Here is a 15,879-nt window from a genome sequence, read left to right as displayed (position 1 = left end):
ATATTTTTTGCGGAGTTAAATGATGCGCTCGAACATGCTGGAATTGATGGATATTTTTGTTCACGTCGTTGAATTCCGTAGTTTCACCCGGGCCGCTGACGCCTTGCAGCTGCATCGCCCTGCGGTCAGTAAGTCCGTACAACAACTGGAAGACAAGCTTGGCGTTAAGCTATTGCACCGCACCACGCGCAGTCTGAGTGTGACCGTTGAAGGGGAGGAAATTTATCAGCGGGCTAAAACGCTGCTGAGTGATGCCAGCGATATAATGGCTTCTTACTCTTCAAATCAGCGACCTCGTGGCCAGCTGCGCATTGATGTTCCACTGGCGCTGGCGCACAGTATCCTGATCCCACAATTAAGCGAGTTTCAGGCTTTATATCCTGAAATTGAAATAGTCTTAACCGCTTCAGATCGCCTGACCCATTTAATTACAGAAGGTGTGGACTGTGTTATTCGTCTCGGTGAGCTTGCTGATTCGAATTTTATTTCGCGCAGAATGGGCAGCCTGCAGATGGTCACCTGTGCAGCACCCTCTTATCTGGATAAATATGGCACTCCTTTAACGCCTGATGACCTTAAAGATCACAAAGCCATTTATTTTTTTAATGAACACAGTCGGGACATCCAGGAATGGAAATTTGTCATGAATGGCGAAATTGTTTCACGGCATCCGGGAAGCAGCATACGAGTTAACAATTCTGACGTCCTTCTTTCCTGTGGCGTGGCGGGCCTCGGCATGCTTCACGCATTATATACGGCATTAAAGCCCTGCCTCGAAACAGGCCAGCTGAAGGAAGTATTATCGGGTTATGCGACTGTGACGAAACCGGTTTCTATACTCTACCCTGACCGACGCTATCTTCCGCCTAAGGTCCGGGTCTTTATCGAATGGTTTACTGAAATATTCAGGAAGAATCATCAGGGTTAACCGTGAATCTTTGTTTCGGCACAGGCAATCCCGTGACCCATTAAAAGTGCTTGTTTCCTGTTTAAGGTATGCCGCCATTTTGTCTGGCATCCGGAAATCTCCCGGGCAGATTAGATCACTGCAGCAACGTCTTTTCTGGCTCAAAGTGGCGCATAACGGGAAATCAGAAGGAGAGGAGTAGCAACAAACAGGATGCACCCGAAGTGCAAAAACGCGGGTTTAAATCAGCAGAAGCAAAGGCAGAAAAAGCAGAAAAGGTGATAATCACAGGTCGATCCCTGACCGCGATTATCGAGGGTTTCTTGCGAGGTGCTTAGTACATGGCACCCGGCGGTACGTGTTTGAACGTCTCAACGTAAGCGCGGAACACGTGTTTAAAAATACGTTTCATGGAACACCTGATTCAAATTTAGTTGAACATATACCGAAAAAGTATAGCTCCTGTGCGTTTTAACAGCAAATAAATTTGAACCAGATCACAAAAATGACGGTTTTATGTGCAAAAGCCCTACGCGGTGTAGCCGAGATGCTGCAACAGAATGGTGGAGCCGACGGCAATCAGCACTACTCCACCCAGCACTTCCGCCCATTTTCCCAGGATCGGACCAATAAAGCGCCCGACTAATACGCCAGTCGTCGCCATCACCGTAGTGGCTGCACCAATGGTCAGCGCGGTAGTAATGATGTTCACCTGCAGGAAAGCCAGACCCACACCGACAGCCAGCGCATCCAGGCTGGTCGCTACCGCGGTGGTCGCCAGTACCATAAAGCCATGGCTTTGCGGGGCTTCACAGGGTTCTGCAACAGCAGTCTGACGGAAGCCTTCCATCATCATACGGCCACCCAGAAACGCCAGCAGGATGAAGGCGACCCAGTGATCCCACGCCATGATGTAACGGCTGGCGGCCAGGCCAAGCGCCCAGCCAATCAGCGGCGTCAGCGCTTCAATTGAGCCGAAAATCAGACCGGTACGCAGCGCTTCTTTAAAACCGGGACGATGCAATGTGGCACCTTTGCCCAGAGCAGCAGCAAACGCGTCCATCGACATGCCCAGCGCAAGAATTAAAGTGGCAATAAAGGTCATGATTTATTCACCTGGGGCGAAAAAGCGGCAATTCACGCTGAATTCACCACACAAAGTGTTCAGTTATGAAAAAGTGGGCGCAGTCTACCATGCAAACCCAAAGATAAAAAGACAGTAAAATCAGGGATTTAAGTATAGCAAAGGCTATAACTCTTATCATCCGCTATGAATCGCGCTAAGTCGATGGTAGCAAAGCATTTTCTGACCATTTCTCTGGCCATGTAGTATGCCGGATGCGCACGAAGCAGCGCGCCACCATTGAACCGTGTCGCCGTTTACCGGAAAATGCCGGGCTGATAAATATGGGATACCGGTTATGAATAACCCTTTTGAAACGTTGATCGTGCCTGGTGGCATTTTACTGCTGGGCTTTCTCTCGGCGCTGCTGCTGCCCGCGCCCGCCTTTAGCGTGACGGTAGCGCAGCATCTGTTGCAGATGTTCCATTTGCAGGACCTGAATCAGCTCTACACGGTGGTGTTTTGCGTCTGGTTTTTGCTGCTGGGCGCACTGGAGTTTTTTGTTATCCGTTTTGTCTGGCGTCGCTGGTTCAGGGGCTGACCGCCTGCGCATCGACCAGCGCTTTTAGCCGTTCGGCACTGCGCGCATAACCTTCACGTGGCAGATGGGCCGTCCCCAGTAACAGGCCCGCACCGCGCTGATCCGCCTGCTGATACCAGATCGACAGCGGCGACGGTGCCATGCCCCACTCCACCGCCTGCTGCGCAATCACCTGATCCGGTGAACCGGCGGGTAAACGGACAATCACCGCCAGCCCGGCGCGTTGCAGGTCAGGAAAGTGAGGATGCAGCGCCGCGATCATCTGCTCCAGCCGCTCATGATAGACGCGCTTCATGCGCCGCAGATGCCGCATAAAGTGGCCATCCCGCAGAAATTCCGCCACCGCGTTGTGCAGCAATCCGGAGGAGGCAGGCGAAAGCAACGCGCAGACCTCACCGAATCGGGCCGTCAGCGCGGGTGGCACCACCATAAAACCGAGACGCAGTTGCGGCGTCAGCGTCTTGCTGAACGTGCCGATGTGCAACACCCGCCCCTGGCTGTCGAGCGCGGCCAGTGCCGGCGCGGCGCGATTGCCGGGCTGAAGCTCGCCGAGATAGTCATCTTCGATAATCCAGCGCTGCGCGCGGCTGGCCCAGTTAAGCAATTCATGGCGGCGTGCCAGGCTCATCGTCATGCCAAGCGGCGCCTGCTGTCCCGGTGTGACCAGCGCAAAAGCGGCATCCGGCGCGCGAGCAATCCCGGCCTCAACCTGCAACCCTTCGGCATCAACCGGCACGGCAACCGGCGTGACGCGCAGCGCTTCAACCGCGCGACGCGCCACCCAGAATCCGGGATCTTCCAGCCATGCTGTTTTACCCTGAAAATTCATCGCCAGCCCAATCAGTCCCATTGCGCCAGCATAGCCGCTGGTAATAATGATCTGGTCCGCCTGACAGCGCAGGCCGCGTGCCACCGCCAGGTAGGCCACCAGCGCCTGCCGCAACGCTAAGCTGCCGCGGGGATCGGGATAGCTGGCCGGTCTGCTGACCTGCATGCGCGTCTGACGCTGCAGAATGCGCAGCCAGACTTTGGCCGGGAATGCATCGCTGGCAGGAATGCCCATCTGGAAGGTCAGCGGTGGCGCTTCATACTCCTCTGCACCCTCCAGCAGCTGGCGTTCAGCCTCGGCATTGACCGGTTTTAACGGCGGTAATGGGCTGACGAAGGTACCCGCTGCGCCTCTGGCCTGCAGAAACTGACCATCAACCAGCATGTCATAACTGGCGCGAACGGTGCCACGCGCCACGCCGAGCTGAGCCGCCAGATCGCGGCAGGAAGGCAGACGTGCGCCAGGTTGTAAACGTCCTTCACCAATCGCCTGTTCGATCAGCTGGCGCAGTTGTTCACTGAGGCCACGTGACGCGCCGCGCTGCAGTGTCAGCGTGGAAAGCGGCGATGGACCAGTCAGACTCTCATTTTTTGGCACTTTATCTGCTCCATTGAAAGGCTGAAAATCGCCTTATCAACCCTGAATGAGGCAATAAGATGAGCGAACGTATCGATTTTCACAGTGCAGCACCGGCAGGCATGAAAGCGCTGGGCGGCGTATACAGTTATCTGGCACAAACCGATCTGCCGCTCACTTTACTGGAACTGCTGTTCCTGCGCATATCGCAGATTAATGGCTGTGCCTACTGCATTGATTTACATACCAAAGCACTGAATAAAGCGGGCATGGGCTGGGATAAGATCGTGCTGACCTCGGTCTGGCAGGAATCCGGTACGCTGTTCAGTGATAAAGAGAAGGCTGCCCTGCACTGGGCTGAATGCCTGACCCTGATTGCTCAGCAGGGTTCGCCAGACGACCGCTATACCGCACTGAAAGCGCACTTCAGTGAAAAAGAGATTGTCGATCTGAACATCGCGATTGGTCTGATGAACACCTACAACCGCATGGCGATAAGTCTGAAAAAGTTGCCCGCCAGCGCCAGTCTGTCATAAGTGAATCCGATGCGTGCGCCGGTGTGCACGCATTTTCGGACTCACAAAAATGTAACATTATTTTTACACAAGCAGCCTTTCAGGCTCTCTTCCCCCGATTCCCGTTATTCCTTACTGCATAATAAATCGCTAAATTTCAGCGGATTAAATAATTCCGCACGGTTCATATCCATTCCGTCGTTGCACCAGCATGGGGCTTTTCAGCAACATGCCATTTCCGTTAACCCACTGACTTCACACTAAAAAAACCCTAATACGCCGCTGGCCCTGATGATTAATTCTTATGCTGAATCATTTCTGCATTTAAAAAATAAACAAATGTTTAATTCAGATGCGAGAATGTTATATTCAGATGACAAAGCATAACGTGCAGTTAACGCGTTATTACCGCTTTAACCCTATACCTGAGACTTAACCTTTGAGAAATAGCGCAACGCGCTCGTAAGAAGCGTGACTATTTCGCCTGCAAAACTGTTGGGCTTCAGGTCAACAGAAGAGGAGATGTCGCCTCATGTGCAATTCAGCTGTAAACCTTGCGCTCGCGATGAGTGCCATGGCAAAGGACACCACTACTACCGCGCAGGAGCGCAAAGACGTTGACGTGCTGCTGATTGGCGCAGGTGTGATGAGCGCCACCCTCGGCGCGTGGCTGCAGGATTTAGAGCCGGACTGGTCCATCGAAATGGTGGAGCGGCTGGATAGCGTGGCCGAAGAGTCGTCCAACGGCTGGAATAACGCGGGCACCGGTCATGCGGCGCTGGCAGAGCTGAACTATACGCCTCAGCAGGCGGATGGCAGCATCGACATCTCTAAAGCGGTAACGATCAACGAATCGTTCCAGATTTCCCGCCAGTTCTGGGCTTATCAGGTTCAGAAAGGCAACCTGCGCAACCCTAAAAGCTTTATTCATAGCACGCCGCACATGAGCTTTGTCTGGGGTGACGACAATGTCGACTTCCTGCGCAAGCGCTTTAAGGCGCTGCAGAAAAGCACCCTGTTCCGTGGCATGGCCTACTCCGAAGATCCGCAGCAGATTGCCCGCTGGATCCCGCTGGTGATGAATGGCCGTGACCGCAGCCAGAAAGTAGCCGCGACCTGGACGGAGATGGGTACCGACGTGAACTTCGGTGAAATCACCCGTCAGCTGATCGCCTCGTTAGAGAAGAAAGCGAATTTCCAGCTGCGTCTGCGTCAGGAAGTGCGTGAGCTGAAGCAGCTCGCCGACGGTCGCTGGCAGGTGACGCTGCAGTGTCTGAACAGCGGCACGCGTCGCACACTGACGGCGGGTAGAATATTTATCGGTGCTGGCGGCGCAGCGTTACCGCTGTTGCAGAAGGCTGGCATCCCGGAAGCCAACGGTTACGCTGGTTTCCCGGTGGGCGGTTCATTCCTGGTAACGGAAAATCCGCAGGTCGTCGCGCAGCACATGGCTAAGGTCTATGGCAAAGCCAGCGTCGGTGCGCCGCCGATGTCCGTGCCGCACGTCGACACCCGCGTGCTGGATGGCAAGCAGGTGCTGCTGTTTGGCCCGTTCGCCACCTTCTCGACTAAGTTCCTGAAGCAGGGTTCGCTGATGGATATGTTCACCTCACTGAACAGCAGCAATATGCTGCCGATGGTGAAAGTAGGACTGAAAAGTTTTGATCTGGTGAAATACCTGATGGATCAGGTGCTGCAAAGCGATCGCGACCGGATGGACGCCCTGCGCGCCTATGTGCCGCAGGCGAAGCAGGAGGACTGGCGCTTAGTGACTGCCGGTCAGCGTGTGCAGATCATCAAGAAAGATGAGAAAGAGGGCGCCGTGTTACGCCTGGGCACCGAAGTGGTCGCCTCACAGGATGGCTCGATTTCAGCACTGCTGGGTGCATCGCCTGGCGCTTCTACGGCGGCACCGATCATGCTGGAGCTGCTGCACAAGGTCTGTCCTGAGCAGATGGCTTCGCCGGAATGGCAGAACAAAATCCGTACGGTGATCCCATCCTGGGGACGTAAGCTGAACGGCGACGTAGCGCTGACAGAGAAAGTGTTAGCCGAAACCAGCCGGATTCTGCAGCTCGACTATTCGCCGGTTACCCCGATGGCAGCAAACGATGAAGGACGTGAAACCGCGTTCGTCGTCGGCAAATAATTCAGCGCCATTGATAAAAAGGCTCCGCACTGCGGGGCCTTTTTTATTGGCCGGTTACCTGGTTGATCCGGGCATTCTCTATTAGGGTTAAGGCATCTTTTAGCTGCACGATCAGGAGGAAACTGCATGTCTTACTCCCCTGCTTCACCGGAATTCACGCTGCTCGACCGCTACTGGCGGGCCGCAAACTACCTCTCCGTCGGACAAATTTACCTGATGGATAACCCGCTGTTGCGTGAGCCACTCAGGCCTGAACACATTAAACCGCGTCTGCTGGGTCACTGGGGCACTACGCCAGGCCTGAATTTTATCTATGCCCACCTCAACCGCGTTATCCGGAAGCAAAACCTGGATATGATCTACATCTGCGGACCAGGACATGGCGGCCCCGGCATGGTGGCGAATACCTGGCTTGAGGGCAGCTACAGCGAAATTTATCCGCACATCACGCAGGATGCGGCGGGCATGCAGCGTCTGTTCAAACAGTTCTCCTTTCCGGGGGGCATTCCCAGTCACGCGGCACCGGAAACGCCTGGCTCGATTAATGAAGGCGGTGAACTGGGCTATTCGCTCTCCCATGCGTTTGGCGCGGCCTTCGATAATCCCGAACTGGTTGTACCCTGCGTGATTGGCGACGGCGAAGCGGAGACCGGTCCACTGGCCTCCAGCTGGCACGGCATTAAATTCCTGAATCCTGAACGTGACGGCGCGGTCCTGCCGATTCTGCATCTCAATGGCTACAAAATCGCCAACCCGACGCTGCTGGGTCGCAGCAGCGATGAAGATTTGCACCAGTTGTTCAGTGGCTACGGCTATGAGCCGCTGTTCGTCTGCGGGCATGAGCCTGAAAAAATGCATCCGCTGATGGCGGAGGCGCTGGATAGTGCCTTCAGTAAAATCGCCGATTATCAGCGCGAGGCGCGCCAGGGCAAAGCCACCACCGGGGTGCCGCGCTGGCCAATGATTATTCTGCGCAGCCCCAAAGGCTGGACCGGCCCCAAAACGGTCGACGGCAAGAAAGTGGAAGATTTCTGGCGGGCACACCAGGTGCCGGTCGCGGCCTGTCGCGAAGATGAAGGACATCGCCAGATCCTTGAGACGTGGATGCGGAGTTATCAGCCAGACGACCTGTTTGATGAACAGGGTCGCTTAAAGCCGGAACTGCAGGCGCTGGCACCGGAAGGTGATAAACGCATGGGGTCTTCGCCTTATGCCAATGGTGGCCTGTTGCGCCGTGAGCTGGATGCGCCTGAACTCGCGGAGTTTGCCTGCGATGTCAGCGAGCCAGGCGCACAGATGGCGCAGGCCACTGAGCATCTGGGCCGCTATCTCAGCGTGCTGTTCCAGCGCAACCGCGATAATTTCCGCCTGTTTGGCCCGGATGAAACCACCTCTAACCGCCTGACGCCGGTCTTCGACGTGACCAGCCGTACCTGGCTGGAACGAACAGAGCCTTACGATGAGCAGCTGGCGCGTGATGGCCGGGTGATGGAAATTCTCAGTGAGCATCAGTGTCAGGGCTGGCTTGAGGGCTATCTGCTGACTGGCCGCCACGGGCTGTTTAACTGTTATGAAGCTTTTATCCACATTGTCGATTCGATGTTTAACCAGCACGCCAAGTGGCTGAAAGTGTCGCGTAAACTGGGCTGGCGTAAGCCGATCTCGTCGCTGAACTATCTGCTCTCTTCGCACGTCTGGCGACAGGATCACAATGGCTACAGCCATCAGGATCCGGGATTTATCGATCACGTTGCCAATAAAAAAGCGGACATTGTGCGCATCTATCTGCCGCCCGATGCCAATACCCTGCTGTGGGTTGGCGATCACTGCCTGCGCACCTGGGACCGCATCAATGTGATTGTGGCGGGCAAGCAGCCTGCGCCGCAGTGGCTGGATATGGCGAGTGCGGTGACCCATTGTGAAGCGGGCATGGGCGAGTGGCGCTGGGCGGGCACCACGCCAGATCATGAGGAGCCGGATGTGGTGATGGCCTGTGCCGGTGATGTGCCGACCATGGAGACGATGGCGGCGGTGGATCTGCTACGCGGTATGCTGCCCGAGCTGCGTATCCGCGTGGTGAACGTGGTCGATCTGCTGGCGCTGCAGCCGCAGGATCAGCATCCGCATGGCAAGTCTGATGCGGAGTTCGACGCGCTGTTTACCCAGGATAAACCGGTGATCTTCGCCTTCCACGGCTATCCCGCACTGATACATCGCCTGACCTATTCGCGAACCAACCACCGCAACTTCCATGTGCGCGGCTTTAATGAAGAGGGAACCACCACCACGCCATTTGATATGACGGTGCTGAACGAACTTGACCGCTATCATCTGGCGCAGGAGGCGATTCTGCGCGTGCCTGGCCTGGCCGATGCGCATCCTGAGCTACTGGAGGATTTACAGCAGCGTCTGGCGGAACATCATCGCTATGTGCGTGAACATGGTGAAGATGTGCCGGAGGTGCAGAACTGGAAATGGCCGTCGGCCACAGCACCTGGTGCACCCGATTAAGCGGCCAGCAAGGCGTCGGTCAGCATCCAGATGGTAGTCGCCACCAGCGACAGCGCCATCAGGCTGTTGAATAACTGACGCTTCCAGGCAACCTGCAGATGGCTGCGCAGGCGATCGCCCAGCGCAGCCCAGATCAGAATGCAGGGCAGGTTCAGCAGCATAAAGCCGATCATCACCGTCAGCACGCCGCTGCTGGCGCTGTACAACAGCGCCACATTGGTCGCCATCAGCCAGGCTTTGGGATTGATCGCCTGGAAACAGGCTCCGCCCAGCAGCGTCATGGGCTGCGGCTTGCTGCGCACTTCAGGCGCAGACGCACGGAAAATCTTCCACGAGAGCCACAACAGATAGGCACAGCCTGCCAGCGTCAGCGGCAGGCGAATCGCCGCCATCCAGTGCAGTAAGACCTCCAGTGCAACGCCGGCGATCACCGTTTGCAGCGCACAACCTACCAGTATGCCAAACACCATCGGCAGCGTGCGGCGCATGCCGAAATTGACGCCTGAGGTCGCCAGCAGCAGATTGTTCGGGCCTGGCGTAATCGACATGACGGTAACGTAACTGAAGAAAGAGGGATCGAGCATGGTGACTCTCCTGAAAACAGACAGAGTTCTATGCTACGGCGGCAAAAGGGATGGTAACAGTGACACAAAATCACTATTGTTATGGTTACAGTTCCCGTTAACAGCAATTGTACCCATCCAATCCGGAGGCTACTGTGTCCCTTGCTCCTACTTCCGATCAGCCGCTCTATCAGCAGCTGGCAGACAGCTTCGCTGAGGCTATCCATCAGGGCACGCTGAAACCCGGCAAACGTCTTCCGGCGATCCGCCGCGTCGCCCAGTCACATCAGGTCAGCGTCAATACGGTACTGAATGCCTGGCAGTTGCTGGAAGATCGCGGGCTGATTGAGGCGCGTCCCCAGTCGGGCTATTACGTGCGCGGCGTGTTGCCCGCCGTGACCCGTCATGGTCAGCATAAAACCCGGGTACGCGACCCCAGCAGCAGCAAGCTCGACCTGATCGATAAGGTATTTGCGGCGCAGAACCATCCCGACTACATCAATATTTCCCTGGCCTGTCCCCAGGATAGCGAGCTGTTTCCTGCGGCGCGTATTGCCCGGATTACCGCCTCACTGCTGCGCCGTCATCCGAACATGATTGGGCGCTATGCGCTTCCGCCCGGTAGTGAGCGCTTACGGGAGGAGATTGCGCGACGGGCGCTGCACGCCGGACAGACGCTCACCGCCGATGAGATCACCCTGACCCACGGCTGCATGGAGGCGCTTCAGCTGGCGCTGCGGGCGGTCACGCAGCCCGGCGACTGCGTCGGACTGGAGTCGCCAACCTACTTTTTCCTCTTCCCGCTGCTGGCTTCACTGGGCCTTAAGGCGCTGGAAATCCCCACCGATCCGCAGCATGGGCTGTCGCTGGATGCGCTGGAGATGCTGCTTCAGGAGCAGCGAATTAAGGCGCTGATTGCGATGCCGAGCGCACAGAACCCGCTGGGCTGCGGCATGTCGCTGGAGAACAAGAAGCGGCTGGCGAAGTTAGTGAATACTTACCACGTTCCGCTGATAGAAGATGGGCTGTATGACGAGTTGCAGTTCGACTGGCCGCTCTCGCCCGCGGTAAAAGCCTTTGATCGCGACGGCTGGGTGATCTACTGCACCAGCTTCACCAAAACCGTGGCACCTGATTTCCGTATTGGCTGGACCGCCGCTGGCCGTTTTCATGATGCGATTGCCCGACTGAAAGCGGTGTCGTCGATGGCAGAATCCGCCCTGCTCTCTGAAACGCTGGCGGAGTTTCTTGCTTCCGGCGGTTATGACCACCATCTGCGCACGCTGCGCCGTCGCTACGCGGCCAATCTGGATGAGGCGCGGGGACTGATCGCCCGCTACTTCCCGGAGGGCACCCGCGCGACGCTGCCGCGCGGTGGCTTCGTCTTCTGGGTCGAGTTACCGGGCGGCGTAAATACCACCGAGATGTTTGATCGGCTGCTGCAGGAGCAGATTTGCGTCACGCCCGGCGCGCTCTATTCGCTGAGCGAGCGCTACAACCATGCACTGCGCCTCTCCTGCTGCTATCCGTTTGATGCGCGCTACAGCTGGGCGATCAGACGCGCGGGCGAAATCGCCTGTGAACTGGCGGGAGTATCCTGCGGCGAGGCTCAGGGTGTACCGTTGCGGCCCCAGACGGTATAGCCGTGGCGTTCAGTCAGGCGTTCGTAATAGGTGCGTACCGCCGGATAATCAGGGTGTTCGAGCGGGGTTTCAAACCAGCGGTTCACCGCCAGACCAATCGGAATGTCTGCCAGCGTGAAATTACGTCCGGCAACGTAGCGACCGGTTTTTTCCAGCTGCTGATTGAGAATGCTCATGGTGTGTGCCCAGCCTTTGCTGGCCGCGGCCAGCAGACGTGGATCCTGATGAGCCGGTGAGTTTCGCACCAGCGACATAAATGCGTAGCGCCATGAGGTGTTGAGTTCAGTGGACTGCCAGTCCATCCACTGATCGACAGGCGCACGCGTTTGCGGATGATGAGGATAGAGCCACTCGCCGCCATAGGCATTCGCCAGATAGCGCAGGATGGCGTTGGATTCCCACATCACAAAGTCATCATCTTTCAGTACCGGCACCATCGCATTGGGATTAAGTGCCATAAATTCGGGCAGGTGCGTTGAGCGGAATCCATCGCCCCACTCTTCGCGCTGGTAATCAAGGTCAAGCTCGTCACACAGCCATAATACTTTGCGCACGTTGATTGAGGAGGCGCGTCCCAGGATCGTTAGCATTCACAGTCTCCGGTAAAATCTTTAACTTATTGATAACGCTGTTAGCTGTTATAAGCAATCATCCGGCAGAGAAAAGGCCGCACTGAACCCAATCGCAAGGAGTCACCATGAAGGTCGCGTTTAAGCAAGTCGATGTGTTTACCTCAGCAGCCTTTAATGGCAATCCGCTGGCGGTGATTATGGATGCTCAGGGGTTGAGCGACAGCCAGTTGGCGGCGATTGCCCGCTGGACTAACCTGTCGGAAACCACCTTTGTGCTGCCGCCACAACATGAAGAGGCGGACTACCGGGTGCGTATTTTTACCGTTGAAGGCGAACTGCCGTTTGCCGGTCACCCGACGCTGGGCACCGCACACGCGCTGCTGGAGGCGGGCTGGCCAACCCGTACGCCGGGTGAAATCGTGCAGGAGTGCGGCGTCGGTAACGTGACGGTGAAGATTAATGAGACGGGCGGACTGGCCTTTGCCGCGCCAGCTGCCACCCTGATGCCATGGCAGGATGCGCTGATGGGTAACGCCTTAAACAGCGATGCATTCGATCTGACGCAAAGCCCGACCGTGGTGGATATGGGTATCCGCTGGCTGCTGGTGCCGATGGTCAGCGCCGAGGCCGTGCTGGCGCTGCAGCCCAATGTCAGCGATTTGCAGCGCCTGATTAAACATGCGGGTGTCTCGGGCGTGATGCCTTTTGGCCGTTTGCCCTCGGGCGAGCATGAACAGTATGAAGTGCGTGGCCTGCTGGTGGAAAATGGCAGCCTGACCGAAGATCCGGTGACCGGCAGCGCCAACGCCTGTCTGGCGCGTTACTTTGCAGCCGCAGGCCATACCACCTCCTATCGCGTGCGTCAGGGTACTGCCCTGCAGCGTGCCGGTCGGGTGAACGTAACCTTTAATGGTGAAACCATCTGGATTGGCGGTAATACCGTTACCGTCATCGATGGCACCATTACGCTGTAAAAGGCGGCGGCGACGTCGCGGGGTGCTTTCCGCGACGCCGCCAGCGGTTAAATCCCCTGCCCGCCTGAGGCTTCAATACGCTGAGCGGTGATCCAGCCGGTTTCGTCACTGAGGATCGCGCTGATGGCGTCGCCGATATCATCCGGCAGTCCGACCCGGCCCAGCGCCGTGAGCCCGGCAATCTGATGGTTAATCTCTGGGGTATCGCGTACCCGGCCACCGCCAAAGTCGGTCTCTATCGCGCCAGGTGCCAGGATATTGACGCGAATGCGCCGTTCGCCCAGCTCCTTCGCCTGATAGCGCGTCAGTACCTCCATCGCCCCTTTCATTGACGCATAGGTCGAGGAGCCAGGATAGATCAGCCGGGTCAGACCGCTGGAGATATTCAGGATGCGGCCACCGTCGTTGATCAGCGGCAGCAGCTTCTGGGTCAGGAAGTAAGGCCCTTTGAAATGCACATTAACCAGCGCATCAAATTCCGCCTCGGTGGTGTCGGTAAACGGCTTGTAGTGTCCGTGTCCGGCGTTGTTCACTAAATAGTCAAAGCGCTCCCGCTGCCACTGCTGTTGCAGTGCCTCTTTCACCTGGACGACAAAGCGATCGAACTGACCGGTTTCGCCGACGTCCAGCGCCAGCGCCACTGCACGTCGCCCCAGCGCCTCGATCTCCTTCACCACCGTCTGTGCCTCATCGGCATGGCTGCGGTAAGTCAGGATAATGTCTGTCCCCCTGGCCGCCAGTTTTAACGCGCCATTGCGGCCTAAACCGCGGTTTGCACCGGTAATTAACGCCACTTTCTGATTCATCTCTCGCACCTGTTGAAAAATTGAACACAGGTTAAGGATATTCGCGAATTATTGATCTATAAACAGTGTTAAATGCGCATCACTGTTTCAATAAAAACAACAATCGGTGAACAACATGGACAAAATTCACGCAATGCAGGTGTTTGTGCGGGTGGCCGAAATGGGCAGTTTTACCCGCGCGGCAGAGAGTTTAGGTGTCCCTAAAGGCAGCGTTTCGCGGCAGATACAGGCGCTGGAGAATCAAATGGCAACACGTTTGCTGCATCGCACCACGCGCCGGGTGCAACTAACCCAGGATGGGTTGGTCTATTACGATCGCTGTCTGGATTTATTGTCAATGATTGACGATATGGACAGCCTGTTCCAGCACGAGCCTGCCTCGCTCAGCGGTAAACTCCGGATTGATATGTCTGTGGCCATGGCCACCAGTTTTATCCTGCCACGGCTGCCGGAATTTTTGCAGCACTACCCCGGCGTAGAGATTGAGCTGAGCAGCAGCGATCGTCAGGTGGATGTGATCCGGGAAGGGTTTGACTGCGTAATCCGCGTCGGCGAGCTCAAAGATTCTGGCCTGATTGCGCGAAAAATTGGTACCCATACCTTGATCAACTGCGCCAGCCCTGGCTACCTTTCGCGTTTCGGCATGCCGATCCGGCTGGAAGAGCTGTCGCAGCATGCGATGGTGCATTACAGCCAGCAACTGGGTCAGGCCTCACCGGGTTTTGAATATTTTGATGGCAGGCAGTGTCACTATGTTCACACCGGCGGTGTGGTCACCGTGAACAGCACCGAAACCTATCGCGCCGCCTGTCTGGCGGGGTTAGGCATTATTCAGGTGCCTGCCGCCGGGATTCAGACATTACTGGAAAGAGGCGAGCTGGTAGAAGTGCTGCATCGCTTTCCCGCCAGACCGATGCCGATCCACCTGCTCTATCCGCACCGGCGCAATGTGGCGCGTCGCGTGCGGGTTTTTATGGAGTGGCTGAGTCAGGTGTTACAGGAGTACGTCACCTGAGCGGCTATACTTTGATTTTAATGATAAACAGGACAGTGAAGGTCTATGACAGACAAGCAGGAAAATCCGCAGGATACGCAGCCGCAAAAGCCACTTATCGATATTAAAACCGGCAACGAGACGGTTGATCATTCGATAGTGCGCGTGTCGCGTTTTGCCGCCTGGTTTCAGGCGATCCCGGCAGTGGCGCATTTTATTCGCGCCCTTGACCGCTTTAATGATCGGCTCGGCAGCCAGTTTGGCGCGGCCATTACCTATTTCTCTTTTTTATCGCTGATCCCCATTCTGATGGTGTCGTTTGCCGCCGTGGGTTTTGTGCTGGCATCGAACCAGGATCTGCTGACCGATATCATCAACAAAATCGTCAGCAGCATCAGCGACCCGACGCTGGCAACCACGCTGAAGAATACGGTAAATACCGCCATTCAGCAGCGTGCCACCGTGGGTATTACCGGTTTACTGCTGGCGCTTTACTCCGGTCTTAACTGGATGGGTAACCTGCGCGAAGCGATTCGTGCCCAGTCGCGCGACGTGTGGGAACGCAAACCGGATGACAAAGAGAAGATCTGGAAGCGTTATATTCGCGATTTCCTGTCGCTGACCGGTCTGATGCTGGCGCTGGTGATTACGCTGTCGCTGACCTCGGTAGCCGGTTCAGCGCAGGCAATGATCGTCAGCGCACTGGGGCTGGATGGCATCGACTGGTTACGGCCCGCCCTGACCATTATTGCCACCTCGATTTCCGTTATGGCTAACTATCTGCTGTTCCTGTGGATTTTCTGGATCCTGCCGCGTCATAAGCCGCGTAAGAAAGCACTGTTCCGCGGCACGCTGCTGGCGGCAATCGGTTTTGAGGTGATCAAGTTTGTGATGACGCTAACGCTGCCGAAGCTGGCGACCTCGCCTTCCGGTGCGGCCTTTGGTTCCGTGCTCGGCCTGATGGCGTTTTTCTACTTCTTCGCCCGTCTGACGCTGTTCTGTGCGGCGTGGATCGCCACCGCCAAATATAAAGACGACCCACAAATGCCTGAAGCGGGCAGCGCGTCACGACACAAATCATCGTAATCCGTTAACAACAGCGGAAAATATTACCCCTCGGCTATTTTTTAACCAGATAACAGGATGAATAGCTGAGGGGTCACTTTTATTTAGCCC

General features: G+C 56.3%; 15 protein-coding genes. 9 read left to right on the top strand and 6 right to left on the bottom strand.

The window, feature by feature from the left end; genetic code table 11:
• Positions 1 to 22 precede the first annotated feature (22 nt).
• Positions 23 to 928, top strand: coding sequence for a LysR family transcriptional regulator (locus ACVKSX_RS14770; RefSeq protein WP_033781012.1), 906 nt, complete (start codon positions 23 to 25; stop codon positions 926 to 928).
• 313 nt (positions 929 to 1,241) lie between these two features.
• Here ACVKSX_RS14770 and azuC read toward each other — a convergent pair whose 3' ends face one another.
• Together azuC and mntP are read right to left on the bottom strand one after the other, a co-directional pair.
• Positions 1,242 to 1,319 carry a stress response protein AzuC gene (azuC, locus tag ACVKSX_RS14765; RefSeq protein WP_111534772.1) on the bottom strand — a complete coding sequence of 26 codons (78 nt, stop codon included), beginning with the start codon at positions 1,317 to 1,319 and terminating at the stop codon, positions 1,242 to 1,244.
• A 117-nt stretch (positions 1,320 to 1,436) separates the two neighbouring features.
• Positions 1,437 to 2,012, bottom strand: coding sequence for a manganese efflux pump MntP (mntP, locus tag ACVKSX_RS14760; protein WP_010253515.1), 576 nt, complete (start codon positions 2,010 to 2,012; stop codon positions 1,437 to 1,439).
• A 316-nt stretch (positions 2,013 to 2,328) separates the two neighbouring features.
• On the opposite strand from mntP, the gene ACVKSX_RS14755 reads away from it, so the two are divergent.
• Positions 2,329 to 2,571, top strand: coding sequence for a DUF1158 domain-containing protein (locus ACVKSX_RS14755; RefSeq protein ID WP_010253517.1), 243 nt, complete (start codon positions 2,329 to 2,331; stop codon positions 2,569 to 2,571).
• Here ACVKSX_RS14755 and pdxR read toward each other — a convergent pair.
• A complete protein-coding gene (pdxR, locus tag ACVKSX_RS14750; RefSeq protein WP_187508366.1) occupies positions 2,561 to 3,997 on the bottom strand; it encodes a MocR-like pyridoxine biosynthesis transcription factor PdxR in 1,437 nt (478 codons plus the stop codon). The two genes, ACVKSX_RS14755 and pdxR, sit on opposite strands and share 11 nt — an antisense overlap.
• Before the next feature lie 59 nt (positions 3,998 to 4,056).
• On the opposite strand from pdxR, the gene ACVKSX_RS14745 reads away from it, so the two are divergent.
• From ACVKSX_RS14745 to ACVKSX_RS14735, 3 genes are all read left to right on the top strand, one after another.
• A complete protein-coding gene (locus tag ACVKSX_RS14745) occupies positions 4,057 to 4,512 on the top strand; it encodes a carboxymuconolactone decarboxylase family protein (RefSeq protein ID WP_354439658.1) in 456 nt (151 codons plus the stop codon).
• Between the two features lie 511 nt (positions 4,513 to 5,023).
• Positions 5,024 to 6,640, top strand: coding sequence for a malate dehydrogenase (quinone) (mqo, locus tag ACVKSX_RS14740; RefSeq protein ID WP_033773123.1), 1,617 nt, complete (start codon positions 5,024 to 5,026; stop codon positions 6,638 to 6,640).
• A gap of 126 nt (positions 6,641 to 6,766) precedes the next feature.
• Positions 6,767 to 9,151, top strand: coding sequence for a phosphoketolase family protein (locus ACVKSX_RS14735; protein ID WP_354439656.1), 2,385 nt, complete (start codon positions 6,767 to 6,769; stop codon positions 9,149 to 9,151).
• Here the strand turns inward: ACVKSX_RS14735 and ACVKSX_RS14730 are convergent.
• The gene (locus ACVKSX_RS14730; protein ID WP_010671467.1) at positions 9,148 to 9,735 is read right to left on the bottom strand and encodes a LysE family translocator; all 588 of its coding nucleotides are present in this window, start codon (positions 9,733 to 9,735) and stop codon (positions 9,148 to 9,150) included. The genes ACVKSX_RS14735 and ACVKSX_RS14730 overlap by 4 nt on opposite strands.
• 134 nt (positions 9,736 to 9,869) lie before the next feature.
• Between ACVKSX_RS14730 and ACVKSX_RS14725 the strand changes: the two genes are divergently transcribed.
• Positions 9,870 to 11,357: an aminotransferase-like domain-containing protein gene (locus ACVKSX_RS14725; RefSeq protein WP_022623956.1), complete on the top strand. Its 1,488-nt coding sequence runs from the start codon at positions 9,870 to 9,872 to the stop codon at positions 11,355 to 11,357.
• Here ACVKSX_RS14725 and ACVKSX_RS14720 read toward each other — a convergent pair.
• Positions 11,324 to 11,947, bottom strand: a complete 624-nt coding sequence (locus ACVKSX_RS14720) for a glutathione S-transferase family protein (RefSeq protein ID WP_010253536.1) — start codon at positions 11,945 to 11,947, stop codon at positions 11,324 to 11,326. The two genes, ACVKSX_RS14725 and ACVKSX_RS14720, sit on opposite strands and share 34 nt — an antisense overlap.
• Positions 11,948 to 12,054: 107 nt before the next feature.
• Between ACVKSX_RS14720 and ACVKSX_RS14715 the strand changes: the two genes are divergently transcribed.
• Positions 12,055 to 12,903, top strand: coding sequence for a PhzF family phenazine biosynthesis protein (locus tag ACVKSX_RS14715; RefSeq protein WP_010253539.1), 849 nt, complete (start codon positions 12,055 to 12,057; stop codon positions 12,901 to 12,903).
• 47 nt (positions 12,904 to 12,950) lie between these two features.
• On the opposite strand, the gene ACVKSX_RS14710 is transcribed toward ACVKSX_RS14715, so the two are convergent.
• A complete protein-coding gene (locus tag ACVKSX_RS14710) occupies positions 12,951 to 13,709 on the bottom strand; it encodes an SDR family NAD(P)-dependent oxidoreductase (RefSeq protein WP_122457489.1) in 759 nt (252 codons plus the stop codon).
• Between the two features lie 115 nt (positions 13,710 to 13,824).
• On the opposite strand from ACVKSX_RS14710, the gene ACVKSX_RS14705 reads away from it, so the two are divergent.
• Positions 13,825 to 14,724: a LysR family transcriptional regulator gene (locus tag ACVKSX_RS14705; RefSeq protein WP_010253546.1), complete on the top strand. Its 900-nt coding sequence runs from the start codon at positions 13,825 to 13,827 to the stop codon at positions 14,722 to 14,724.
• Between the two features lie 45 nt (positions 14,725 to 14,769).
• On the top strand, positions 14,770 to 15,789 hold the full coding sequence (yhjD, locus tag ACVKSX_RS14700) for an inner membrane protein YhjD (protein ID WP_010671463.1): 1,020 nt from the start codon (positions 14,770 to 14,772) through the stop codon (positions 15,787 to 15,789).
• Positions 15,790 to 15,879 lie beyond the last annotated feature (90 nt).

Source organism: Pantoea sp. PvP021 (assembly GCF_054056055.1).
The sequence above is the reverse complement of the archived record's forward strand: the minus strand, read 5'-3'. Positions and strand labels throughout refer to the sequence as shown.

What these genes read in the sequence shown, in the direction of transcription:
- ACVKSX_RS14770 (WP_033781012.1), top strand. Translation starts at nt 23, where the DNA reads ATGCGCTCGAACATGCTGGAATTGATGGATATTTTTGTTCACGTCGTT.
- azuC (WP_111534772.1), bottom strand. Translation starts at nt 1,319, where the DNA reads ATGAAACGTATTTTTAAACACGTGTTCCGCGCTTACGTTGAGACGTTC.
- mntP (WP_010253515.1), bottom strand. Translation starts at nt 2,012, where the DNA reads ATGACCTTTATTGCCACTTTAATTCTTGCGCTGGGCATGTCGATGGAC.
- ACVKSX_RS14755 (WP_010253517.1), top strand. Translation starts at nt 2,329, where the DNA reads ATGAATAACCCTTTTGAAACGTTGATCGTGCCTGGTGGCATTTTACTG.
- ACVKSX_RS14745 (WP_354439658.1), top strand. Translation starts at nt 4,057, where the DNA reads ATGAGCGAACGTATCGATTTTCACAGTGCAGCACCGGCAGGCATGAAA.
- mqo (WP_033773123.1), top strand. Translation starts at nt 5,024, where the DNA reads ATGTGCAATTCAGCTGTAAACCTTGCGCTCGCGATGAGTGCCATGGCA.
- ACVKSX_RS14735 (WP_354439656.1), top strand. Translation starts at nt 6,767, where the DNA reads ATGTCTTACTCCCCTGCTTCACCGGAATTCACGCTGCTCGACCGCTAC.
- ACVKSX_RS14730 (WP_010671467.1), bottom strand. Translation starts at nt 9,735, where the DNA reads ATGCTCGATCCCTCTTTCTTCAGTTACGTTACCGTCATGTCGATTACG.
- ACVKSX_RS14720 (WP_010253536.1), bottom strand. Translation starts at nt 11,947, where the DNA reads ATGCTAACGATCCTGGGACGCGCCTCCTCAATCAACGTGCGCAAAGTA.
- ACVKSX_RS14715 (WP_010253539.1), top strand. Translation starts at nt 12,055, where the DNA reads ATGAAGGTCGCGTTTAAGCAAGTCGATGTGTTTACCTCAGCAGCCTTT.
- ACVKSX_RS14710 (WP_122457489.1), bottom strand. Translation starts at nt 13,709, where the DNA reads ATGAATCAGAAAGTGGCGTTAATTACCGGTGCAAACCGCGGTTTAGGC.
- ACVKSX_RS14705 (WP_010253546.1), top strand. Translation starts at nt 13,825, where the DNA reads ATGGACAAAATTCACGCAATGCAGGTGTTTGTGCGGGTGGCCGAAATG.
- yhjD (WP_010671463.1), top strand. Translation starts at nt 14,770, where the DNA reads ATGACAGACAAGCAGGAAAATCCGCAGGATACGCAGCCGCAAAAGCCA.